This is a genomic window from Haemophilus haemolyticus, from assembly GCF_001008205.1.
Lineage (GTDB): Bacteria > Pseudomonadota > Gammaproteobacteria > Enterobacterales > Pasteurellaceae > Haemophilus > Haemophilus haemolyticus_Q.
The window spans coordinates 190,587-213,299 of the sequence record NZ_LCTK01000006.1 but is presented as its reverse complement, the minus strand read 5'-3'; the positions used below and the strand labels follow the sequence as shown (position 1 = coordinate 213,299).

Here is a 22,713-nt window from a genome sequence, read left to right as displayed (position 1 = left end):
ATTTATTAGTGAGAAAAATACGCACTAGTGCTACAATCCCGCTAAAATTCTACCATTAAAAACAAGAGAAATTATGACCGCACTTAATGTATTAATTTATCCTGATGATCACTTAAAGGTTGTTTGTGAGCCTGTTAGTGAAGTTAATGATGCAATTCGTAAGATTGTTGATGATATGTTTGATACGATGTATCAAGAGGAAGGTATTGGTTTAGCTGCACCTCAAGTAGATATTTTGCAACGTATTATTACTATTGATGTTGAAGGTGATAAAAAAAATCAGCTTGTCTTGATTAATCCTGAAATTTTGGCTTCTGAAGGAGAAACGGGAATTGAAGAGGGGTGTTTATCCATTCCAGGGTTCCGTGCGTTGGTTCCTCGTAAAGAAAAAGTGAAAGTGAGAGCGTTAGATCGTGATGGTAAAGAATTTACTTTAGATGCGGATGGCTTGCTTGCGATCTGTATTCAACACGAGATCGATCACCTTAACGGAATTTTATTTGTTGATTATCTTTCTCCACTTAAACGCCAACGTATTAAAGAAAAATTGGTGAAATATAAAAAACAAATTGCGAAACAATAAGCTTCTGATTCTTAATTAAAGTGCGGTTGATTTTAACCGCATTTTTTACTATCAATTACCATAACGTAGAACATTATGAAATCACTTAATATTATTTTTGCTGGTACGCCAGATTTTGCTGCACAGCATTTACAAGCCATTCTAAATTCTCAACATAATGTGATCGCTGTTTATACTCAACCTGATAAACCAGCTGGTCGCGGTAAAAAACTACAAGCAAGTCCTGTCAAGCAACTTGCTGAGCAAAATAACATTCCCGTTTATCAACCTAAATCTTTACGTAAAGAAGAGGCGCAGTCTGAACTAAAAGCGTTAAATGCAGATGTAATGGTTGTTGTGGCTTATGGATTAATTTTACCGAAAGCTGTATTAGATGCCCCTCGTTTAGGTTGTTTGAATGTGCATGGTTCTATTCTTCCACGTTGGCGAGGTGCAGCACCCATTCAGCGCTCAATTTGGGCTGGTGATGCACAAACTGGTGTAACCATTATGCAAATGGATGAAGGTTTAGATACAGGTGATATGTTACACAAAGTCTATTGTGATATTTTACCGACTGAAACTTCAACAAGTCTTTATAACAAACTGGCGGAGCTTGCTCCATCAGCATTAATCGATGTTTTAGATAATCTTGAAAACGGTAAATTTATAGCCGAAAAACAAGATGACAGCCAAAGTAATTATGCAGAAAAACTTTCTAAAGAAGAGGCTCAATTAGATTGGACACTTCCTGCAATGCAACTTGAGCGTAATATTCGTGCTTTTAATCCTTGGCCGATTGCTTATTTTTCAACGGAAGATAAGGATGGCAATGCACAAACTTTAAAAGTGTATCAAGCGGAAGTATTGCCTCATCAAGATAAACCAGCGGGAACTATTTTGAGTGCGGATAAAAATGGCATTCAAATTGCGACTGTCGATGGCGTCTTAAACTTATTGCAATTACAACCTGCAGGTAAAAAGCCTATGTCTGCACAAGATTTATTAAATGGTCGTGCAGAATGGTTTACTATTGGTAAGGTGCTTGCATAATGAAAAAATTCTCTTCTAAAACTATCAAAGCAAAAAACTCAGTAAAAATGACCGCACTTTCGACTAGGGCTATTGCAGCAAACTTAATTTTGCAAGTATTAGATGAAGGTAAATCCTTGTCGGTGTTAATTCCAGAAGTGCAACTTTCTGTAAAAGCTCAAGATTTGCCCTTACTACAAGAAATTTGTTTTGGCGTGTGTCGCGTATTGCCTCGCTTAGAGCAAATTATCAAACGTCTTGTGGATAAGCCGCTTAAAGGTAAAACTCGCATTGTTCATTGCCTGTTACTTGTGGGATTATACCAATTGCTTTATATGCGAGTGCCTGCTCATGCGGCAGTTGATGAAGTTGTGAACGCAACAAAATCATTAAAATCTGATAGTTTTAGAGGATTAGTGAATGCGGTTTTGCGTAGATTTTTACGTGAGCAAGATGAAATTTTGGCAATTATCGATAAAAATTGGCAAACGTTTCACCCTGAATGGTTCGTGAATAAATTAAAAAAAGCCTATCCGAATTGGCGTGAGATCATTGAGGCGAACAATCAGAAACCACCAATGTGGCTACGAGTGAATTCACAAAAAAACGCCCTCGAAACTTACCGCACTTTACTTGAAGAACAAGGTATTTCTGCAAAAACAAGTCACCATTCTAACGCGCTATGTTTAGATATACCGATTGCTGTGCAAAAATTACCGCACTTTGAAGAAGGGGCAGTTACGGTGCAAGATTTGAGTGCTCAATGGGCGGCAACGTTGCTTGAGCCAAAAAATGAGGAATGGATCCTCGATGCTTGTGCGGCACCGGGTGGTAAGACAACTCATATCTTGGAATTGGCACCTCAAGCTAATGTGATTGCATTAGATGTAGAATCTCATCGCTTAAAACGAGTAGAAGAAAATCTTGAACGTTTAAATCAGCAAGCGATAGTGGTGTGTGGTGATGCGAGTCAACCTGACGAATGTTTAGCTGAAATCGGTAAAAGTGCGGTGAAATTTGACCGAATTTTACTTGATGCACCTTGTTCTGCAACAGGAGTGATTCGACGCCACCCCGATATAAAATGGTTACGTAAAGAAAGCGATATCGCTCAGCTCGTTGAATTACAGAAGAAAATCCTGAGTGCGCTTTGGGAAAAACTGAAGCCAAGCGGTGTTTTGCTTTATGCTACTTGTTCTGTACTGCCAGAAGAAAATTGCGAACAAATCCAAGCATTTTTAAATGCTCACGCGGATGCGGAGTTATTGTCATTACCTTTTGGTGATGATAAAAGTGCGGTGGGTTTTCAATTTATTCCGCAACCAAATAGTGGCGATGGGTTCTATTATGCGAAGTTATGTAAACGTGCTTAGAGGCTAAAATGTTTGCCAATATTGATGTCATTATTCCTTGCTATAATGCAGAACAAACGCTATCTCGCGCAGTGCAATCTGTATTGTCTCAAACTTATTTAGGGAAAATTTGGTTGGTTGATGATGGTTCTAAAGATAGCACGTTAGCTTTAGCGCAAGAATGGGCTGCGCAATATCCAGAAAAGATAGTTGTCGAGTCTATGTCGAGAAATAGCGGAGTGGCGAAAGCGCGCAATTGGGGCGCTTTGCAATCAAGTAATGAATTTATTGCTTTTTTAGACGCTGATGATGTTTATGAACAGGGCGCATTAGAAGTTGCCGCGGCGACTTTTCATTTTCAACCAGATACCTCAGTGGTACGTTTAGCATTAAAACCAATTGATTTGCCCACGCGTTACGCTGAACATCCTAATTTTGAGTTTGCATGGCAACATATGCGAATGACCTGTGGTGGGAGCGTGGTTTTTCGTCGAGCCTTTTTCTTGGCATGTGGTGGTTTCCCACAAGATGACTTATTTCGTCAATTAGGCGGTGAAGATGGTACTCTTGGTATTGCGACAACTAAGATAGCTAAAGTTGCAACGCTATTTAATGATGTTGGCGTACTTCATTACTGCAGAGATGGAATGCATGCAGAACGGCTATTGGATGCGATTTTATTCCAAAAAGCGCCAGAGGAGATTACTGAAGAACAAATGACGCAGGCTAATGGCGTGACAGATGAAATTTGTCGTCAAATTAACGCATTAAAGTGCGGTCTAAATTCATCAGAAATAGGCATTCGTCCTCTTGTATTAGAACGAACGGAGTAAACGATGAAAATTATTATTTTGGGCGCAGGTCAGGTAGGAACAACGCTTGCCGAAAATTTGGTTAGTGAAGATAACGATATCACACTCGTTGATAACGAGTCCCCACAGTTACAAGCCTTACAAGAAAAGCATGATTTGCGAGTTGTGCAAGGCTCGCCATCATCACCAAAAGTGCTTCGAGATGCAGGTGCGGCCGATGCCGATTTAATGGTTGCCGTAACAGCCTCTGATGAAATCAATATGGTAGCCTGCCAAATGGGTTATACATTATTTAATACACCAACTCGTATTGCCCGTATTCGTAATTCAGAATATTTGCGTGAAAAAGATAAGTTATTCAATGATGAGAATGTACCTATTGATCATTTGATTTCGCCTGAAAATCTTGTGACAGATGAAATTACACGCTTAATTGCTTATCCAGGGGCATTACAAGTTGCCCATTTTGCTAATAATCGTATTAGCATGGTTGTGGTAAGAGCTTATTATGGTGGTCCTTTGGTTGGATATGCGCTTTCCGCATTTCGTGAACATATGCCACATATTGATTGTCGTATTATGTCTATTTTACGTAACGGTAAACCGATTCGCCCGCAGGGGTCTACTATTGTTGAAGCCGGTGATGAAATTACTTTTATTTGTGCAACTGAGCACATAAAAGCAGTAATGAGTGAAATTCAACGCTTAGAAAAACCTTATAAACGCGTAATGATTGTTGGTGGCGGAAATGTTGCCGCTGGCGTAGCGAAATGTTTGGAAAATATTTGTACCGTAAAATTAATTGAGCGTGATGAAGAACGGGCTAATTTGTTAGCTGAAAAACTTTCAAAAACCTTGGTTTTTTATGGTGATGCGTCTGATCAAAATTTATTGTTTGAAGAACATATTGAAAATGTCGATGTGTTCCTTTCATTGAGTAGTGATGATGAGGCGAATATTATGTCCGCTTTATTGGCAAAACGTTTGGGTGCCAAGAAGGCAATGGTGCTGATTCAACGAATTGCTTATATAAATCTGATTCAAGGTGGAAGTATTGATATTGTGGTTTCACCGCAGCAAGCAACAATTTCTGCTTTGCTTGGTCATGTTCGTAAAGGGGATGTAAAAAATGTGGCTACATTACGACATGGTATTGCTGAAGCCATTGAAATTGTAGCGCATGGTGATGAAAGCACCTCCAATGTGGTCGGGCGTAAAATTGGTGAGCTGCGTTTGCCTATGGGGACAATTATTGGTGCTTTATTGCGTGGTAATGATGTAATTGTTGCACGACGCCAAGTTGTGATTGAAGAAGGAGATCATGTGGTGATTTATTTGAGTGATAAGAAGAATGTGCCTGAAATTGAAAAATTGTTCCAGCCAAGTGCATTCTTCATTTAACGATTTATTTACTTTTAAGAGCGACTCATTATAATAGGCGCTCTTTTATTCAATCTCTAAAGGAAAAATTATTATGAGTTTTATTAAAGAATTTCGCGAATTTGCAATGCGCGGTAATGTTGTAGATATGACTGTCGGTGTGATTATCGGCGGTGCGTTTGGTAAGATCGTAAGTTCACTTGTTAGTGATATTTTTATGCCTGTGCTTGGTATTTTAACGGGTGGCATTGATTTCAAAGATATGAAATTTGTATTAGCTCAAGCACAAGGCGATGTTCCAGCTGTTACTTTAAACTACGGTGTGTTTATTCAGAATGTGATCGATTTCATTATTATTGCTTTTGCAATCTTTATGATGATTAAGGCACTTAATAAAGTGAGAAAACCAGAAGAGAAAAAATCAGGTCCTACATCGGAAGATTTGCTCACAGAAATTCGTGATTTATTAAAGAATAAATAATGAAATTGAAAAATAAAGGTTGGTAAATATGCCAACCTTTTTTTATTGTTATTTTTTAGGCTATAATCGCTCCCTAAAATTTAAGGAATTAAAAATGGAAAAATATAATAAACTCCGTATTGAATGGGATTGCCGCCGAGGAATGTTGGAGTTGGATAAAATCATTATGCCTTTTTATTTGAAGCATTTTGATGAATTAACAGATGACAAAAAAGATATATTTATTCGTTTATTAGCAAGTACAGATCTGCAGCTATTTTCTTGGTTTTTTAATCGTGACCAATCATCAGATTCAGAAATTCAATCTATGGTGGAATATATCCAAAACGTACAAAAAATCACAACTAATTAAAATTATTACGATACGTATGAACTTTTTTCACACACTTGTGTCTGAGATTGCAACAAGAGCTTGCTGTCTTGAATATTAAGGCGTGTTAGATATTGGCATAGGAGAAATATGGCTGAACAGCTAACAGATCAGGCTTTGGTAGAAAGAGTGCAGCAAGGGGATAAGAAAGCCTTCAATTTGTTGGTTTCTCGTTATCAGAATAAAGTGGCGGGGCTTTTGACTCGCTATGTATCACGTAACGATATTCCTGATGTGGTGCAAGAATCCTTTATAAAGGCTTATCGCTCAATTGAATCTTTTCGTGGCGAAAGTGCTTTCTATACATGGCTTTATCGAATTGCCGTCAATACGGCAAAAAATTATTTAACGGCTCAAGGGCGTCGTCCACCTAATGAAGATATTTTAGCTGAGGATGCTGAAAATTATGATGTGGGTACGCACTTGAGGGATGTAGATACACCCGAAAATGAGATGTTATCTAGTGAACTTGAACGAATCGTGTTTAGTACGATTCACAGTTTGCCAGAAGATTTAAAAACAGCAATCACCTTGCGAGAGCTAGAAGGCTTAAGCTATGAAGAGATTGCAGAAATTATGGATTGCCCTGTTGGTACTGTTCGTTCTCGTATTTTCCGCGCAAGGGAAATTATTGAGAATAAAATTCAGCCACTGATGCAACGCGAATAAAAATGTCGGAGTTTACTATGCAAAAAGAGCAACTTTCAGCCTATATGGATGGCGAACAAGTCGAGGCTGGCTTGACAGATGCTTTATTGAAAGACAAAGAATTACAAGAATCTTGGCAGGCATTCCATGCTGTACGTGCAGTGATGCGTAAAGAAAGTGCTTTGTTTCTAGGGGCTGATTTTACCACTAAAATGGCAGGTTTAATTGAATCTGAAGAAGTGAAGAAAGTCGATGTCATTGCCGTGTCTCAACCTGAACCAGAAGATGCACATAATTCTGCATTTATGCAAAAATTAAAAGCCTTCTTTGCGCCAATGACACAAGTTGCTGTTGCTGCTGGTGTATGTTTGGTGGCGGTACTTGGTGTTCAATCTTTCAATAATAAAAACGATGCCTCTAATTTACCTGAGACACCAGTATTACAAACCTTGCCATTTAATAATGCGGTTCAAGAGGTTAGCTATAATGCGCCGAGTAAAGATACATTGACATCAAATCAGCTTGAACAAAAAAGTCGCCGTATTGGTGCAATGTTACAGAACTATGAATTACAACGTCGTATGCATGCCGATGCATTAAATGTAAGCAGTAATAGTCAGAAATAATACGATTAGTTCAGTTAGTTTATGTTAATTCACCACCTAATATGTTATTTAGCGTGGTGAATTTTTATCCTTTAAATTTATTTTTATGAAAAAAATCGCGTTAAAATTTACCGCACTTTCTCTTTCTTTACTATTAAGTAGCATTGCTTCTGCTGAAGCTCTTTCTGCAAAGCAGTCTTTAGATAAAATGACACAAGCATTGGATAATCTCAATTATGAAATTGCCTTTGTTCAAACAACTCCATCAAATATGGATTCCTTTCGCTATCGTCATATTAAGAAAGATAATAAAACTTATGCGCAATTAGTGACGCTTGATGGGCGTCAACAAGAAATTATTCAACGTGATAATTTAGTCAGTTATTTTCAGCCAAATACTCAAGCATTTACGCTTAATAGTGGCAATATCGTCGATGCAATGCCGGCCGTTGTTCGTGCTGATTTTGATAAACTTTCTTCAGCTTATGATTTTATAAAATTAGGCAAAGATCGAGTGGCTGGGCGTTTTGCTGACACGATCCGTATCGTCCCTAAAGATGATTTCCGATATCAGTATTTAGTGTTTGTCGATGAAGAAAATGGTTTATTATTACGTGGCGATATGCTTGATAGTGAAGGTAAATTACTTGATCAGTTTAGAGTTGTGACGCTTTATATCGACGATAGACTAAGAGGGTTGACGGAGTATATTAACAAAGTCTCAATGCCTCCTTTGTTGAAAGAAAGTAAAAATGAACAAAGTTCAGATACAACTTGGTCTGCAGGTTGGTTGCCACAAGGTTTTTCTTTAATTCGATATACTCAAGAAACATTAGAAAATGAAGTGATAGATAGTGCGCTATATAGCGATGGTTTGTTCACTTTTACGCTATTTGTTTCTAATGCTGGTTCTAATGTATTACCTGAAAATACTTGGAAACAAGGGGCCTATACGATTTATAGTGAAGTGAGTAGCGGAAAAGAAATTACGTTTATCGGGCAATTGCCAATAGCAGCAGCTAAGCGTATTGTACAAGAAGTTAAATTTCGATAAGAAGTGCGGTGATTTTTCACCGCACTTTTGTTTTTAAAGATTAGTGTAATTTTAATCTTGGTTTTAAATAACGATTAAGTTTATCAACCAGAATAATCAATCCAATTTTAATGCAACCATGTAAAGCATGTTGGTGCATTCTATACAAAGATACATAGGCAAATTGTGCAAATTTACCCTGAACGGTAAGGGGATTTTTCCCAAATTTATTTGAAATACTGCCTAATGCAGTAAAGCTCGAAAGAGAAACCAAGGTGCCTTTATCGTTATATTTAAATGCTTTTAATGGTTTTTGCTCAAAAAGTGCAAAGATATTTTTTGCACAAGCTTTTGCCATTTGATGTGCGGCTTGAGCTCTTGGCGGGACTAATTTACCGTTTGCCTGCGTTAATGCTGCACAGTCACCAATGGCAAAAATACTGTCATCAACGGTTGTTTGAAGCGTGTCTTTTACCACTAATTGATTGATTCGATTGAGTTCTAATCCATCGAATTGCTGTGTCACTGTTGAAGTGCGAACGCCTGCGGCCCAAACGATGAGATCTGCTTTAATTTCTTCTCCATCTCTGGTGATAAGGGTATTTGGTTGAGCTTCGGTGATCATTGTATTTAATTTCACGTTCGAGCCCATTTCTTGTAACTCGTCTAATACCGCAGCGGATAAATCTTCGGGTAGTGCTGGCAGTAAGCGAGGTCCCGCTTCAACGAGAGTGACTTGTAAACATGAGTTATCAATTTTGCCATAGCCGTAAGAAGATAAATCTTCCGTGGCATGATAAAGCTCCGCAGTTAATTCCACACCAGTAGCACCACCGCCAACAATCGCAATATTGACTTTGCTTTCATCCACTAATTTCTGTTTAAATTCTTCTTCACCAATATCGTCTAATACACGGTTTTCAGAGAATTTAAGGAATAATTCCAACATTCTTTGTTGGAAGCGAAGTGCTTGATCAGCGCTGTCTAAGAAAATACAGTTATCAGCCACGCCTTTTGTATTGAAATCGTTCGATTTACTACCGATCGCAATCACTAAGTAATCATAAGGAATACGGCGCGCAACCACGAGCATATCGCCTTCTTGCCCATAAACGGGGGCAAGTTCAACATATTTTTGCTCACGATTAATACGTGTGATTGAGCCTTGCTCAAAGCTAAAATGGTGGTTTTTACCGTGTGCACGATAGCTCAGAGAATCTGTACCATCATCCATCACACCTGTGGCAATTTCATGTAATAAGGGTTTCCACAAGTGGGTCGCATTGCGATCCACAAGCGTCACTTTAGCTTGTTTTTTGCGACCTAATTTGTCGCCTAAAAATGTCGCTAATTCAATGCCGCCAGCGCCACCGCCAATGATCACGACGTTTTTCATAAAGCTCTCCTAAAAAGAAAAATTGTTAAAAATGTTAAACTAATGTAATAATAGCATAACAAATAAACAAGACGAAAAAATTTAATGGAAATTGACCGCACTTTATTGATGACAGCGATCGTAAAGCGGTTTCAATTGTTGAATAGTTTTTGTGATAAATGAAACGGGATCAATTTGATGAAGTTCAGCTTTTTCAATGCTTTTTCCAATACACCAAAAATCCTCATCTGAACGCAAGAGAAGATCTTTTTCAGAAATGCTCTTCACTTGGCGAAAATCATCATATTCGCTTTCATCTTCTCGCCAAATATCAAAATCAGCAAATTGTTTGAAATCAAATTGATCAAGCCACTGATTATATTGTTGCACATTAATTTGTGAGCGATCAGCACGATAGCAATGCCAATCTAAACATACTCTTAGTCGGCGACGATTTAATAGTACAGAAAAGATTGCTGCAGAATTTTGGTTAAACTCGTATTTAAAATAAGCGAAGAAATGTGCGCGTACCTGCCAACCATTGGTCCAACTTTCAATATGTGGTTTTGCAAAAGGCATGCCAAGTTGCTTTGTGACTTCTTGAATAATCGCTTTCCAGTTATCCCAATGTAATTTGTAATCAGCTTTAATTGCTGGAATATCTTCCGGACAGAATTTTTTCATTTGGGCGAATTGGTAGAAAGGAATATTGAACAGTTCGCAAGATTCAGCCGTAAGCGAGAGCATAGCGTTTCCTTAAAAATCACTGTAATTTTTGACCGCACTTTGTGTGAAGAACTGTTTGTCTTCCCAGCGCAACATAGTCATTCGATTATTCCACACGCATCCCGTATCTAGTGCATAAATACCTTGTGGTGTAGGCTCATCTACTAAACTTGCCCAATGTCCAAATACAATGGGAATTTGTTTATAAAGTGGATTATCTAAATTAAACCAAGGCGTGAGCTCAGTTGGCGCATCTTTTAAAGGGGATTTACAGGTAAAATCAAAGCGATGATCTAAATAGCAAAAACGCATTCGAGTAAAAGCATTAATAATGTAACGATGACGCGCTAAGCCCTGTAAATCTGGCGACCAGCGATCAGGCTGTTCAGAATACATATTTTCAATGAGATAATGAAAATCGCCGTGCTGTAAAATCTGTTCAACTTCAGCTGCACAAGATTTCGCAGTTTCCAAATCCCAATCAGGCGAAATACCAGCATGTGCCATCAGGAAGTTTAACTTTTCATTATGTACAAGTAATGGCTGATGACGTAACCAGTAAATGAGATCATCAAAATCGGGTGCATTAAAAATGGCATCGACACGATCACGCGGTTTTACTTTTTTAATACCCAGTGCGGTCGCAATTAAATGTAAATCGTGATTCCCTAGTACGGTTTGCGCCGCATTACCAAGTGATTTTACGAAACGAAGACATTCAAGTGATTTATCCCCACGCGCCACAAGATCCCCCACAAGATAAAGTTTATCTTGCGTAGGGGTGAAATCTACACATTCTAATAAAAGCTGTAATTCATCATAACAGCCTTGTAAATCACCGACGAAATAGGTTGCCATTTTTGACCGCTCTTTTTACTCTTCTGAATCTAAGATTTCATCTTTATTAATATCAGCTGGAGGATTATCCGCTAACCAGTTCGCTAAGCGTGCATAATCTGCGATAGCCAAATTTTCTGCACGTGCATTTAAATCAATACCAAGTGCGGTTAGATTTTCAGGTGAAAATAATGTTGAGAGTGCATTGCGCAGCGTTTTACGGCGTTGATTGAACGCTTGGGAGCAAACAAGGTTCAACCAATATAAATCTTTTACAGGGTGCGGCAATTCTTTATGAGGAATTAAACGTACAACGGCTGAATCCACTTTCGGTGCAGGTTTAAATGCAGAAGGTGGCACTTCAAGTACAGGCATCACTTGGCAGAAATATTGCGCCATAATAGTTAAGCGGCCGTAAGCTTTGCTATTTGGTCCAGCACATAAGCGTTTGACCACTTCTTTTTGCAGCATGAAGTGCATATCTTGAATCACATCATGATACTTAAACAAGTGGAACATCAATGGGGTGGAAATGTTGTAAGGCAAGTTACCAAATACACGTAATTTTTGCCCTTTTTCTGCTAAATTCTCTTTTGTATAAAGCTCACCAAAATCAAATTGCATCGCATCCGTTTCAATAACGGTGAGCTTTTGATGTAAAAATGGATGGTGACGTAAACGTTCAGCAAGGTCTCGGTCAAGCTCTACCACAGTCAGATGATCGACAAGTTCACCAACAGGCTCTGTTAATGCACCAAGTCCCGGACCAATTTCCACTAAGAATTGATTAGGTTGTGGGTAAATCGCTGCCACGATACCTTGAATTACAGAAGTATCATGCAAAAAGTTTTGACCAAAGCGTTTACGAGCCGTATGGCCTAAGTGTTTTTTTGAATTCATAAGTACTATTTAATAAGAAAAGTACGGTTATTATAGGGCTTGTTTTGGCTTTGTAAATCATTGTTAACTTATGCCAAGTTGAGTTTTTTATGAACAATATTATTTTTTCTTTCGTAGAAAGCTAAAAACGGCTATAATCCGTCAGTTTTTCTTAACTTTTCCGCCTAAAGTGCGGATAAAAAATCGATTATTTTTAGAGGATACAATGGCGAAAGAAGATTGCATTGAAATGCAAGGCACAATTTTAGAGACTTTACCGAATACTATGTTCCGCGTGGAGTTGGAAAACGGTCACGTGGTTACTGCGCATATTTCTGGAAAAATGCGTAAAAACTATATCCGTATTTTGACTGGGGATAAAGTGACTGTAGAAATGACCCCTTATGATTTAAGTAAAGGTCGTATTATTTTCCGCAGTCGTTAATCACAGAAGATTTGAGATAGGCCGATATTGTTATAATAATATCGGCCTTCTTTTTTTGTTCAAAAAGAACTCAAACTGGTTGCGGAACGTAAAAAAATCGGTATAATCCGCAACCCTTAGCCACATTGAATTTTTCGTTCCTTGCCTTTGCAGATTGGTGGCTGATCTACGTCAAAGGCTGATTAACCCGTAAGGAGCAGTAATGCGTCACTACGAAATCGTGTTTATGGTTCATCCGGACCAAAGCGAGCAAGTACCAGGTATGATCGAACGTTACACCGGTTCTGTAAAAGAAGCTGGTGGTCAAGTTCATCGCCTAGAAGATTGGGGTCGTCGCCAATTAGCGTACCCAATTAATAAATTACACAAAGCACACTATGTGCTTATGAATGTAGAAGCGCCTCAACAAGTCATCGACGAGCTAGAAACGACTTTCCGTTATAACGATGCTGTATTACGCAGTCTTGTTATCCATACTAAGCACGCCGTAACAGAAGCGTCCCCAATGAAAGCGGCTAAAGAAGAACGTAAACCTTTAGCTGAAGTTGAAAACAACGATTTTGAGGATGCTGAAGAGTAATTCAAAACTTGATAATCGCTTCTCGTTAATCGGCACAGTGTGTCAATTACCCAAGCGAAGCAAAAGCCCTAACGGGATTGCGCATTGCCAATTTTGGCTAGAACATCGTTCCGAACAAGTCGAAAGTGGTTTATCACGCCAAGCGTGGTTAAAGATGCCAGTTCAGGTCAGTGGCAATCAGTTAATAGAAAAAACTCAAAGCATTACGGTCGGCAGTAAACTTCTTGTGGTGGGGTTTATTACTTCACATAAAACCTCAAATGGTTTAACGCAGTTAGTATTGCATGCCGAGCAAATCGAATTTATAGATTAGGAGACAGCCAAATGGCACGTTATTTCCGTCGTCGTAAGTTCTGCCGTTTCACAGCGGAAAATGTTGTTGAAATCGATTACAAAGATATCGCTACATTAAAGAACTATATTTCAGAAAGCGGCAAAATTGTACCTAGCCGTATTACCGGTACTCGTGCGAAGTACCAACGTCAATTAGCTCGTGCAATCAAGCGCGCTCGCTATTTAGCGTTACTTCCATACACTGACAATCATCAGTAATTAAGGAGACACGGTAATGCAAGTAATTCTTTTAGATAAAATTGTTCACTTAGGTCAAGTGGGCGATCAAGTAAATGTTAAATCAGGTTTTGCACGTAACTTCTTAATCCCACAAGGTAAAGCAGTTATGGCAACTAAAGCTAACATTGAACACTTTGAAGCACGTCGTGCAGAATTAGAAGCGGCAGCAGCAGCAAATCTTGCAGCGGCTCAAGCTCGTGCAGCAGAAGTTACTGCATTAGGTTCTGTGACTATCGCATCTAAAGCAGGTGATGAAGGTCGTTTATTCGGCGCAATCACTACTCGTGATGTGGCAGAAGCAGTAACTGCAGCAGGCGTTAAAATTGCGAAAAGTGAAGTTCGTTTACCAAACGGTCCAATCCGTACTCTTGGTGACCACGATGTTCGTTTCCAACTTCACGGTGAAGTATTTGCAACATTAGATGTAATCGTTGTTGCAGAATAATTTGTCAGATAGGCAAAATAAAACCCGGTCTTAGATCGGGTTTTTTATTATTAGTTTAACGTAATAAAAAAGGAGCTATAGCTCCTTTTTATTTGTAACTTTTAGTCGTCAAGGAAACTTCTTAATGTTTCTGATCGGCTAGGATGACGTAATTTACGTAACGCTTTTGCTTCAATTTGACGAATGCGTTCACGTGTGACATCGAATTGTTTACCCACTTCTTCAAGCGTATGGTCAGTATTCATATCAATACCAAAACGCATGCGCAATACTTTTGCTTCTCGTGGTGTTAGGCCTTCAAGAACTTCGTGAGTAGCAACTCTTAAGCTTTGTGCTGTTGCAGAATCTAAAGGAAGTTCTAAGGTTGAATCTTCAATAAAATCACCTAAATGTGAGTCATCGTCATCACCGATAGGCGTTTCCATAGAAATTGGCTCTTTTGCAATTTTCAATACTTTACGGATTTTATCTTCCGGCATACCCATGCGTTCAGCCAATTCTTCTGGCGTTGCTTCACGTCCCATTTCTTGTAATAACTGGCGAGAAATGCGGTTAAGTTTATTGATTGTTTCAATCATATGTACCGGAATACGGATTGTACGAGCTTGATCCGCAATAGAGCGTGTAATGGCTTGGCGAATCCACCAAGTCGCATATGTAGAGAATTTATAACCACGGCGATACTCAAATTTATCTACAGCTTTCATTAAACCAATATTCCCTTCTTGAATTAAGTCAAGGAATTGTAAACCGCGGTTCGTATATTTTTTCGCGATGGAAATTACTAAACGTAAGTTAGCTTCTACCATTTCTTTTTTAGCACGACGAGCTTTTTGTTCACCTCGAGCGACTGCATCACAGATATCGCGCATTTGGGTAATGGTAAGTTTCGTATTTTCTTCAATGCTAGCTAAGTTACTTAATGCTTCTAGGATACGTTCTTCATATTTTGGTAAGCGTTTTGCCCATGGTTTGCTTGATTTTAAGGCTTTTTGTACCCATTCAGTATTGCTGCCATTAGTCATAATGAGTTTTTCAAAATCATCTTTTGGCATTCCTGCAATATCAACTAATATTTTTTGTAATTGACGTTCTTCGTAGCGCACACGTTTCATCATTTCTTTCATTGATAAAACGAGTAAATCGAATTGTTTTGGTACTAAGCGGAATTGTTTAAAGATTTCACCAAGCAGTGCAATTTGATCCTGGGCACGTTTTCCTGAGCGACCATGTTTTTCAATAACAGCAAGCGTTTTGCTGTGTTGCTCTTTTAGCTGTTGGAATTTTTCTCTTGCGACCTCTGGATCGATGCTATTATCAGATTCGCTTGAATCTGATGTAGATTCTGATTCGCTTTCGTCTTCATCTTCATTGTCTTCAACATCTGCACTTTCTGATTCCTCTCCGTCTTCAGAAAAGTTTTCATCAATGACATTATGTTCTTCTATTTCTGCATTTGGATCGACAAAACCTGTAATTAAGTCAGCTAAACGGAAGTTTCCTTTTTCCACATCATCATAATTTTTTAGCAACCCATTTAAAGCTTCAGGATAGGCAGCAATGGATGTTTGAACTTCATCAATTCCTTCTTCAATACGTTTTGCAATGCTGATTTCATCTTCACGAGTAAGAAGATCAACCGTTCCCATTTCACGCATATACATACGGACAGGATCGGTTGTTCGACCGATTTCAGATTCTACATTTGAAAGAATTTGGGTTGCCTCTTCTACCGCATCTTCATCTGGAATGGTGTCATTCAACATCATCTCATCGCTTTCTGGGGCTTCGTCTAAGACGGGGATCCCTGCATCATTTTGTAGCGTTTGTAGCAACTTATCGTAATATTCAGGGTCGATGACATCTTCTGGTAATAAATCATTAATTTCTGCATAGGTTAAATAACCTTGAGTGCGACCTAATTCCATCAGTTGTTCAATTTGTTCTGAATATTGTTCAGCCGTAGATTGTTGATTTTTTTCCATTTTTATATCCGTTTTGCTTGATGTGATAGTAGCAATATAATTCTTGTTACGAACTTAGAATTTTATCATTGTTATTGTGGATTAACTAACTGTTTTTTCTGCTGTTCTTTCCCAGACAAAAGGTGAACGAGCACTGTTTTTTCTTCGTCAGTAAGCCCTTCAGATCGTTCTTTAGCAATAAGCATTTCAATGTCTCGCTCAATGGCTTGAATATTTAAGCGACGATAGTTTTGTGAAAATGCATTGATCATTTCTGTTTCGTCTAATAAATGATCCCAAGTTGCCAGTATTTCAAGGGGATTGCTGTAAGACGTATCACGGAAGTGCTCTAAAATCTGCCCTGTAGTAATCCCTTCTCGTTGGCGACAAAGTGCGGTCAATTTTTCCAGAATTTCAAAACCAGCTTCTGCACGTAATGCTTGCACACCGCTTTCAGACATACGTTTTACTAATTCAGGATTTTGAAGAAGCAATGAAATGACCATTCGCATTGGTGTCTTCTTGATCTTATTATTAGCAACTTTTTGTTGTGTATTGGCGTGTTCTAATTGTTTTGGAATAAGATTTTCCAACTGCATTTGATCAAAAATTCCTAGCTTTTGAGCCAACATATTGCGCAGCGATAAGCGCAGCATTTCTCCTGGAATTTGGCGAATTAACGGCGCAGCCAGAGCAACTAATTTTCCTCGCCCTTCTTTGCTAGAAAAATCAACTTGTGGGCTTAAGTGAGTAAACATAAACTCACTTAAAGATTGTGCACTTTCGATATATTCTTCAAATTTTTCTTTGCCATATTGGCGAATGTAAGTATCAGGATCTTCTCCCTCTGGCAAGAAAATAAATTTGAGTTGTCTGCCATCTTCTAAATAAGGCAACGCATTTTCTAATGCCCGCCAAGCCGCATCACGCCCTGCACGGTCACCATCGTAACAACAAACAACTTGCTCAGTCGAACGAAAAATAAGTTGAATTTGTTCTGATGTCGTGGATGTACCTAAAGAAGCCACCGCATAATCCACGCCAAATTGTGCTAATGCGACCACATCCATATAACCTTCAACAACAAGTAATTGTTTTGGTTCATCGTTGGCTTGTAAGGCTTCGTACAAACCATAAAGCTCGTTACCTTTATGATAAGTAATGGTTTCTGGTGAATTCAGATATTTCGGTTTTTCATCCGTTAATACCCGCCCTCCAAAAGCCACTGTACGACCGCGTTTATCGCGAATAGGAAACATAATGCGATTTCGGAATTTATCGTAAATATTACCCCGATCATTTCGAGAAAGCATGCCTAACTCAATGAGTTTTTGTTGTTCTTCACGATTAACACCAAATTTACGCAGTACCGTATCCATCGCATTCGGTACAAACCCAATTTGGAAACGCTCAATAATTTCAGACGAAAGCCCACGTTGTTGTAAATATTCTTGCGCTTGTGTATTTAATGGCAATTGGCTTTGATAAAACTTGGCAATCTCTTGCATTAATTCATAGAGATTTCGTTTGGTTTGATAATTAGCTTGAGGTTTCCCGCTGTTATTAGTGCGTTTTTCGTAAGGTACCTCAAGCCCTGCCATCGCTGCAAGTTCTTCAATCGCCTCTACAAATTCAAGCTTGTCATAATCCATTAAAAAGGAAATCGCATTACCATGTGCGCCACAACCAAAGCAATGATAAAACTGTTTCTTTTGACTAACCGTGAAAGATGGTGTTTTTTCATGATGGAAAGGGCAGCAGGCTTGATAATCGCGGCCGGCTTTTTTTAGTTTTACGCGCGCGTTAATCACATCGACAATATCGGACTTTGTCAGCAAATCATCAATAAAGGGGCGTGGAATAGAACCTTTCATTGTCGAGCCTCCGTGATCGTGGTGTGAAAGTGCGGTCGTTTTTGGCGTAGATTTTTATTGTGCTTAAAGTAACAAAACCGTGAGTCCGAAGGATTCACGGTTTGTCTTAACTCGAGTCAGAAAATACTATAAATTAGTATAAACGGGTATTGCGCGCGTTTTCGCGAGCGTTGCGTTTTGCGTGACGTTTTGCAAGCGTTGCATTTTCACGTTTACGAATTGTAGTTGGTTTTTCGTAAAATTCGCGAGCGCGTACTTCAGCTAAGATTCCCGCTTTTTCGCAAGAGCGTTTGAAACGACGTAAAGCTACGTCAAATGATTCGTTTTCACGTACTTTAATTACAGGCATAAGCCAATCACCTCAATGAGTTTAATTTAATTGCAATTTAAAATGTTATTTTCACCAACGCACCACTGTGCAAATGGTAAATTTAATAAAGGACGCAATTCTAATCTACTTTTAGGGAAAAAGTAAAGGAAAGAATGCCAATTCACCTTAATATTTGTGGTTTCAACTGGTTAAAACCGCTTAAACAGGGTAAAATCGCGCAACATTTTAGGTAATAAATTAAGAAAATCAATGAAAATCTTAGGCATTGAAACCTCCTGTGATGAAACGGGCGTGGCAATTTATGATGAAGAAAAAGGATTAATTGCTAATCAACTTTATACTCAAATTGCCCTGCATGCAGATTATGGTGGTGTGGTTCCTGAATTGGCATCGCGCGATCATATTCGTAAAACAGCTCCTCTCATTAAAGCTGCGTTGGAAGAAGCTAAGTTAACGGCGAGCGATATTGATGGTATTGCTTATACGAGTGGTCCTGGGCTTGTTGGCGCATTGCTTGTCGGCGCTACGATTGCACGTTCTTTAGCTTATGCGTGGAATGTTCCTGCTATTGGTGTTCATCATATGGAAGGGCATTTACTTGCGCCAATGCTTGATGACAATTCACCGCACTTTCCTTTTGTTGCTCTGTTGGTATCGGGTGGTCACACTCAATTAGTGCGTGTAGATGGCGTAGGGAAATATGAAGTGATTGGCGAATCCATTGATGATGCAGCAGGTGAGGCCTTTGATAAAACAGCAAAATTACTTGGACTAGATTATCCAGGTGGTGCGGCACTTTCTCGTTTAGCAGAAAAAGGCACACCAAATCGTTTCACATTTCCACGTCCAATGACAGATCGTGCAGGCCTTGATTTTAGTTTTTCAGGTTTAAAAACGTTTGCCGCGAATACGATTAATCAAGCAATTAAAAACGAGGGGGAACTAACAGAACAAACTAAATCGGATATTGCTTATGCTTTCCAAGATGCGGTGGTGGATACACTTGCCATTAAATGTAAGCGTGCATTGAAAGAAACAGGTTATAAACGTTTAGTGATTGCGGGAGGGGTGAGCGCAAATAAAAAACTCCGAGAAACGCTTGCGCACTTAATGCAAAATTTAGGTGGCGAAGTGTTTTATCCTCAACCTCAATTTTGTACAGATAATGGTGCGATGATTGCTTACACAGGTTTTTTACGTTTAAAACAAGGTCAGTATAGCGATCTGGCTATTGATGTTAAGCCTCGTTGGGCAATGACGGAATTACCAGCAATTTAGGAGAAAAAATGGCAAAACTCTATTTCTACTACTCCACCATGAATGCTGGTAAGTCTACGACATTGCTGCAATCTTCCTATAACTATCGTGAGCGTGATATGAACACATTAGTTTATACGGCTGCGATTGATGATCGTTTTGGCGTGGGAAAAGTCACATCGCGTATTGGTATTTCGCAAGACGCCTTTTTATTTCGCTCGGAAACTAATTTGTTTGATGAAATCAATGAGCACTTAAAAAAAGAAAAAGTGCATTGTGTGTTGGTGGATGAAGCTCAATTTCTTAGCAAGCAACAAGTTTACCAGTTGAGCGATGTCGTAGATAAACTCAAAATCCCTGTGCTTTGTTATGGCTTGCGTACAGATTTCCAAGCGGAACTTTTTGAAGGAAGTAAATATTTACTGGCTTGGGCGGATCAACTCGAAGAATTAAAAACAATTTGTTATTGTGGCCGAAAGACTAATTTTGTTTTGCGCCTAAATGATCAAGGTGAGGTCATTAAAGAAGGCGCGCAAATTCAAATTGGGGGCAATGACTCTTACCTTTCTGTTTGCCGCTTACACTATAAAGAAAAGTGCGGTCAACTTTAAATTAGTTTTCAAACACAACACTATAAGGATAATTTTATGTTACAGAATAAAACATTTGGGAGTGCACTGATTATTGCAGGCACAACCATTGGAGCAGGTATGCTTGCTATGCCGCTTACATCAGCTGGCATGGGCTTTGGTTATACCGTGTTATTGCTCGTAGGCTTGTGGGCTTTGTTGGTTTACAGTGGATTGTTGTTTGTAGAAGTGTATCAAACAGCGGATCAGTTGGATGATGGTGTCGCCACGCTTGCTGAAAAATATTTTGGGGTTCCGGGACGAATTTTAGCAACGTTGAGTTTGTTAATTTTACTTTATGCGCTTTCAGCCGCTTATATTACTGGTGGTGGATCTCTGCTTTCAGGCTTGCCAACTGCTTTTGGAATGGAAGCGATGTCACTTAAAACGGCGATTATTATTTTTACTGTTGTATTAGGTTCTTTTGTCGTTGTAGGAACGAAAGGCGTGGATGGTTTAACTCGCGTGTTATTTATTGGTAAGCTAGTCGCCTTTGCTTTTGTACTGTTTATGATGCTTCCAAAAGTGGCAACAGATAATTTAATGGCATTGCCTTTGGATTACGCTTTTGTAGTTTCTGCTGCGCCGATATTTTTTACCTCTTTCGGCTTCCACGTCATTATGGCGAGTGTAAATAGCTACTTAGGTGGAAGTGTAGAAAAATTCCGTCATGCCATTTTGATAGGTACCGCGATTCCATTAGCCGCTTACCTAGTCTGGCAGTTAGCAACCCATGGTGTATTAAGTCAAAGTGAATTTGTGCGTATTTTACAAGCTGATCCAACGCTAAATGGATTAGTGAATGCAACACGTGAAATTACAGGCTCTCATTTTATGGGGGAAGTGGTTCGCGTGTTCTCATCACTCGCTTTAATTACTTCATTCTTAGGCGTAATGCTTGGAGTGTTTGAAGGCTTAGGTGATTTATTCAAACGCTATCATTTGCCAAATAATCGCGTTGTATTAACCATTGCCGCATTTTTACCGCCACTTGTATTTGCATTGTTTTATCCTGAAGGATTTATTACTGCATTAAGTTACGCTGGTTTGTTGTGTTCGTTCTATTGCTTAATTTTACCAATTGGCTTGGCATGGCGTACACGTATTGAAAATCCAACATTGCCATATCGTGTTGCTGGCGGTAATTTTGCTTTGGTGTTTGCGTTATTGATTGGCGTCGTGATTATGGTCATTCCATTTTTAATTCAATGGGGATATTTACCGGCCGTAGCGGGATAATGTGAAGAAAAGTAACTCAATGTAGTTCTTTTTATAGATAAAAGTGCGGTAAAAAATTTCAGTTTTTTGATAATAAAAATAAGCTCAAAAATTAACCGCACTCTTTTAGAAGATAATAAGTCATATTTCAGTTGCTTTAAAAATTACAATTTATCTGAATGATGAATCATCACAAAGCGTTCCCAAAGCTGTTCTTCGGTTTCTTGATGTTCAGGATCGGGCTTAATACAGTTTGTGATTGGGCAAACTTTTTGGCAGGTTGGCGTGTCGTAATGGCCGACACATTCCGTGCAAAGTACAGGATCGATCACATAAATCTCATCGCCAATGGAAATGGCTTCGTTTGGGCATTCTGGTAAGCACATATCGCAGTTGGTACATTTGCTAGTGATGAGTAATGCCATTGTGATCCTTAATAGAAAGTTGAAAGCGGCGAATTATAGCCGACAAAAACTTGATTGACAAAAACTAAACAAAATTTATGAAAAAATTCACTTCCACCCTTTCGCTTATTGTCCTCGTTGTATTAGCAATTTGGCAGTATTTTACCGATTCAACCAAAACTAAAAATCAATCACCTTCTCCCGTAATTGAACAAACTAAGCAAACAAAAGCATTTGAGCCTAAATTTGAGACAAAGCGGACGGATCTTGAAAAAAGTGCGGTGAAAAATCCGAATGTTTTTGCCAATTATGATGTGATTATGCGTAATGATCCTATCGGGCAAAATGCAAAGGCGCCTGTCGATTATTATATGTTGGCATTATCTTGGTCGCCTGGATTTTGTGATATTCAGCGTGAAAAATATGGTAATCAGTTGCCTTCCTCCTCTCAATATCAATGTGGAAGTAACCGCACTTTAGGTTGGGTCGTTCATGGACTATGGCCTCAAAATGCAAATGCACTTTCAGTAACGGATCATCCACGTTTTTGCAAGGGCGATTTACCAGCCTTGCCAAAAGATTTATTAGCACAATATTTGGCTATTTCACCAGGTGAACAATTATTGCAAGGTGAATGGGAAAAACATGGTAGCTGTGCGTTTGATTCTGCCCAGCAATATTTTGATAAGGAGCAGGATTTATTTAGCTCATTAAAATTACCGAATCAACATTTAAGCCGTAATGAACTTTTTCGTTGGATGAAACAGCATAATCCACAATTAAAAAATGCTTATTTAGGTGCAAGTCAAAACGAATTATTCATTTGTTATGATAAAAAATGGCAGGTAATGAATTGCCAAAGCAAATAAGAATTTCTTTGATCTAAATCGTTACAACCTAG

27 protein-coding genes are annotated in these 22,713 nt (G+C 38.8%); 19 read left to right on the top strand and 8 right to left on the bottom strand.

Annotation, left to right across the window (positions count from 1 at the left end; all coding sequences use genetic code 11):
• Window positions 1-73: 73 nt before the first annotated feature.
• From def to rseB, 10 genes are all read left to right on the top strand, one after another.
• Window positions 74-583 (top strand): peptide deformylase, encoded by a 510-nt coding sequence (gene def / locus AAX18_RS02340; RefSeq protein WP_005627576.1) that lies wholly within the window; start codon window positions 74-76, stop codon window positions 581-583.
• Between the two features lie 75 nt (window positions 584-658).
• The gene (fmt, locus tag AAX18_RS02335; RefSeq protein WP_046952808.1) at window positions 659-1,615 is read left to right on the top strand and encodes a methionyl-tRNA formyltransferase; all 957 of its coding nucleotides are present in this window, start codon (window positions 659-661) and stop codon (window positions 1,613-1,615) included.
• Window positions 1,615-2,967, top strand: a complete 1,353-nt coding sequence (gene rsmB / locus AAX18_RS02330; RefSeq protein WP_005627587.1) for a 16S rRNA (cytosine(967)-C(5))-methyltransferase RsmB — start codon at window positions 1,615-1,617, stop codon at window positions 2,965-2,967. Before fmt ends, rsmB begins: the two co-directional genes overlap by 1 nt.
• Window positions 2,968-2,975: 8 nt before the next feature.
• Window positions 2,976-3,779: a glycosyltransferase family 2 protein gene (locus tag AAX18_RS02325; RefSeq protein ID WP_046952807.1), complete on the top strand. Its 804-nt coding sequence runs from the start codon at window positions 2,976-2,978 to the stop codon at window positions 3,777-3,779.
• A gap of 3 nt (window positions 3,780-3,782) precedes the next feature.
• A complete protein-coding gene (gene trkA / locus AAX18_RS02320) occupies window positions 3,783-5,159 on the top strand; it encodes a Trk system potassium transporter TrkA (RefSeq protein ID WP_046952806.1) in 1,377 nt (458 codons plus the stop codon).
• Between the two features lie 73 nt (window positions 5,160-5,232).
• Entirely contained in the window at window positions 5,233-5,619 is a 387-nt protein-coding gene (gene mscL, locus AAX18_RS02315; RefSeq protein ID WP_046952805.1) for a large-conductance mechanosensitive channel protein MscL, read from the top strand.
• A gap of 94 nt (window positions 5,620-5,713) precedes the next feature.
• Window positions 5,714-5,971, top strand: coding sequence for an FAD assembly factor SdhE (locus AAX18_RS02310; RefSeq protein WP_005627593.1), 258 nt, complete (start codon window positions 5,714-5,716; stop codon window positions 5,969-5,971).
• Between the two features lie 108 nt (window positions 5,972-6,079).
• Window positions 6,080-6,658, top strand: a complete 579-nt coding sequence (gene rpoE / locus AAX18_RS02305; protein ID WP_005627595.1) for an RNA polymerase sigma factor RpoE — start codon at window positions 6,080-6,082, stop codon at window positions 6,656-6,658.
• 17 nt (window positions 6,659-6,675) lie between these two features.
• Window positions 6,676-7,263 (top strand): sigma-E factor negative regulatory protein, encoded by a 588-nt coding sequence (locus tag AAX18_RS02300; protein ID WP_005627596.1) that lies wholly within the window; start codon window positions 6,676-6,678, stop codon window positions 7,261-7,263.
• Between the two features lie 85 nt (window positions 7,264-7,348).
• Window positions 7,349-8,296, top strand: a complete 948-nt coding sequence (rseB, locus tag AAX18_RS02295; protein ID WP_005627597.1) for a sigma-E factor regulatory protein RseB — start codon at window positions 7,349-7,351, stop codon at window positions 8,294-8,296.
• Between the two features lie 40 nt (window positions 8,297-8,336).
• On the opposite strand, the gene AAX18_RS02290 is transcribed toward rseB, so the two are convergent.
• The 4 genes from AAX18_RS02290 to rsmA form a co-directional block, all read right to left on the bottom strand.
• Window positions 8,337-9,671, bottom strand: a complete 1,335-nt coding sequence (locus AAX18_RS02290; protein ID WP_046952804.1) for an NAD(P)/FAD-dependent oxidoreductase — start codon at window positions 9,669-9,671, stop codon at window positions 8,337-8,339.
• A gap of 102 nt (window positions 9,672-9,773) precedes the next feature.
• Complete coding sequence (locus tag AAX18_RS02285) at window positions 9,774-10,397, bottom strand: glucose-6-phosphate 1-dehydrogenase family protein (protein ID WP_005627601.1); 624 nt, start codon at window positions 10,395-10,397, stop codon at window positions 9,774-9,776.
• A 9-nt stretch (window positions 10,398-10,406) separates the two neighbouring features.
• On the bottom strand, window positions 10,407-11,234 hold the full coding sequence (apaH, locus tag AAX18_RS02280) for a bis(5'-nucleosyl)-tetraphosphatase (symmetrical) ApaH (protein ID WP_005627602.1): 828 nt from the start codon (window positions 11,232-11,234) through the stop codon (window positions 10,407-10,409).
• Window positions 11,235-11,249: 15 nt separating this feature from the next.
• Window positions 11,250-12,113, bottom strand: a complete 864-nt coding sequence (rsmA, locus tag AAX18_RS02275; protein ID WP_005627603.1) for a 16S rRNA (adenine(1518)-N(6)/adenine(1519)-N(6))-dimethyltransferase RsmA — start codon at window positions 12,111-12,113, stop codon at window positions 11,250-11,252.
• Between the two features lie 205 nt (window positions 12,114-12,318).
• Here rsmA and infA point away from each other — a divergent pair, with 205 nt between their 5' ends.
• From infA to rplI, 5 genes are all read left to right on the top strand, one after another.
• Entirely contained in the window at window positions 12,319-12,537 is a 219-nt protein-coding gene (infA, locus tag AAX18_RS02270; protein WP_005627617.1) for a translation initiation factor IF-1, read from the top strand.
• 202 nt (window positions 12,538-12,739) lie between these two features.
• A complete protein-coding gene (gene rpsF, locus AAX18_RS02265; protein WP_005627620.1) occupies window positions 12,740-13,117 on the top strand; it encodes a 30S ribosomal protein S6 in 378 nt (125 codons plus the stop codon).
• Window positions 13,104-13,430 (top strand): primosomal replication protein N, encoded by a 327-nt coding sequence (gene priB, locus AAX18_RS02260; RefSeq protein ID WP_005627623.1) that lies wholly within the window; start codon window positions 13,104-13,106, stop codon window positions 13,428-13,430. The genes rpsF and priB overlap by 14 nt, the downstream gene beginning before the upstream one ends.
• Window positions 13,431-13,441: 11 nt before the next feature.
• Window positions 13,442-13,669: a 30S ribosomal protein S18 gene (gene rpsR, locus AAX18_RS02255; protein ID WP_005598105.1), complete on the top strand. Its 228-nt coding sequence runs from the start codon at window positions 13,442-13,444 to the stop codon at window positions 13,667-13,669.
• A 16-nt stretch (window positions 13,670-13,685) separates the two neighbouring features.
• Window positions 13,686-14,135: a 50S ribosomal protein L9 gene (rplI, locus tag AAX18_RS02250; protein ID WP_005627626.1), complete on the top strand. Its 450-nt coding sequence runs from the start codon at window positions 13,686-13,688 to the stop codon at window positions 14,133-14,135.
• Window positions 14,136-14,236: 101 nt separating this feature from the next.
• Here the strand turns inward: rplI and rpoD are convergent, their stop codons facing one another.
• The 3 genes from rpoD to rpsU form a co-directional block, all read right to left on the bottom strand.
• Complete coding sequence (gene rpoD / locus AAX18_RS02245; RefSeq protein WP_005627628.1) at window positions 14,237-16,120, bottom strand: RNA polymerase sigma factor RpoD; 1,884 nt, start codon at window positions 16,118-16,120, stop codon at window positions 14,237-14,239.
• 71 nt (window positions 16,121-16,191) lie between these two features.
• Window positions 16,192-17,973, bottom strand: a complete 1,782-nt coding sequence (dnaG, locus tag AAX18_RS02240; protein WP_005627630.1) for a DNA primase — start codon at window positions 17,971-17,973, stop codon at window positions 16,192-16,194.
• Between the two features lie 133 nt (window positions 17,974-18,106).
• A complete protein-coding gene (rpsU, locus tag AAX18_RS02235) occupies window positions 18,107-18,322 on the bottom strand; it encodes a 30S ribosomal protein S21 (RefSeq protein ID WP_005627632.1) in 216 nt (71 codons plus the stop codon).
• Between the two features lie 231 nt (window positions 18,323-18,553).
• On the opposite strand from rpsU, the gene tsaD reads away from it, so the two are divergent.
• From tsaD to AAX18_RS02220, 3 genes are read left to right on the top strand one after another with little or no spacing between them, the layout of a single operon-like run.
• Window positions 18,554-19,582, top strand: a complete 1,029-nt coding sequence (gene tsaD / locus AAX18_RS02230) for a tRNA (adenosine(37)-N6)-threonylcarbamoyltransferase complex transferase subunit TsaD (RefSeq protein WP_005627634.1) — start codon at window positions 18,554-18,556, stop codon at window positions 19,580-19,582.
• Window positions 19,583-19,590: 8 nt separating this feature from the next.
• Window positions 19,591-20,172 carry a thymidine kinase gene (locus AAX18_RS02225; RefSeq protein WP_046952803.1) on the top strand — a complete coding sequence of 194 codons (582 nt, stop codon included), beginning with the start codon at window positions 19,591-19,593 and terminating at the stop codon, window positions 20,170-20,172.
• A gap of 36 nt (window positions 20,173-20,208) precedes the next feature.
• Entirely contained in the window at window positions 20,209-21,429 is a 1,221-nt protein-coding gene (locus AAX18_RS02220; protein ID WP_005627639.1) for an aromatic amino acid transporter, read from the top strand.
• 143 nt (window positions 21,430-21,572) lie between these two features.
• On the opposite strand, the gene AAX18_RS02215 is transcribed toward AAX18_RS02220, so the two are convergent.
• On the bottom strand, window positions 21,573-21,833 hold the full coding sequence (locus AAX18_RS02215; protein WP_005627640.1) for a YfhL family 4Fe-4S dicluster ferredoxin: 261 nt from the start codon (window positions 21,831-21,833) through the stop codon (window positions 21,573-21,575).
• 77 nt (window positions 21,834-21,910) lie between these two features.
• Here AAX18_RS02215 and AAX18_RS02210 point away from each other — a divergent pair, with 77 nt between their 5' ends.
• On the top strand, window positions 21,911-22,681 hold the full coding sequence (locus AAX18_RS02210) for a ribonuclease T2 family protein (protein WP_046952802.1): 771 nt from the start codon (window positions 21,911-21,913) through the stop codon (window positions 22,679-22,681).
• Window positions 22,682-22,713: the final 32 nt, after the last annotated feature.